1 protein-coding gene is annotated in these 695 nt (G+C 70.8%); it reads left to right on the forward strand.

Annotation, left to right across the window (positions count from 1 at the left end; genetic code table 11):
* Nucleotides 1–575 (forward strand): nitric oxide reductase activation protein NorD (locus ACSFA3_RS25710; RefSeq protein ID WP_435508142.1); only part of this gene is annotated, 575 nt, incomplete at its 5' end.
* Between the last annotated feature and the right edge of the window lie 120 nt (nucleotides 576–695).

The following is a 695-nucleotide window of genomic DNA, read 5'->3' on the forward strand; positions in this document are numbered from 1 at the left end:
TGCTCGACCTGTCAGCATCGGCGAACGATGCGGGCCCGCACGGCGTCTCGCTGCTCGAGATCGAAAAGCAGGCCGCCCTGCTGCTCGCCGCATCGAATGCGCAAAGCGGCATCGACCGCCTCGCGATCCACGGCTTCTCGTCGAACACGCGCGCCGAGGTTTACTACTACCGCCTGCTCGACTTCGGCCAGCCGCTCGACGCCGAATCGCGCGCCACCATCGGCGCGGTGCAAGGGCGCTACTCCACGCGCATGGGCGCCGCGCTGCGCCATGCCACCTCGCACCTGCGCGGCGAGCCCGAGGGCCAACGCGCGATCCTGCTCGTGACTGACGGCGCCCCCTCTGACATCGACGTGCACGACCCGAAGTACCTGATCGAAGACGCCCGCCAGGCCGTGGCCGAGGCGCGCGAAGCCGGCGTGCACACCGCCTGCCTCGCGGTGGACGGCGCGGCCGATGCCTACGTGCGCCGCATCTTCGGCCGGCGCAACCACGGCATCGCCGACGATGTGCGCACGCTCCCCCAGCGCCTGGCGCGCATGAGCGCGCGGCTCGCGATGCTCAGACCTGGCTGAACGCCGTCAGCACCTTCAACACGCTCAGCGTCGCGCTGTCGAGCACCGCGTGCTGGCGATGCGCGATGCCCACGCGGCGCGTGAGCTTCGGGCTCACCGGCACGATCTGCATGCGGTCGT

This window comes from Variovorax glucosi, assembly GCF_051216695.1.
Taxonomy (GTDB): domain Bacteria; phylum Pseudomonadota; class Gammaproteobacteria; order Burkholderiales; family Burkholderiaceae_C; genus Variovorax.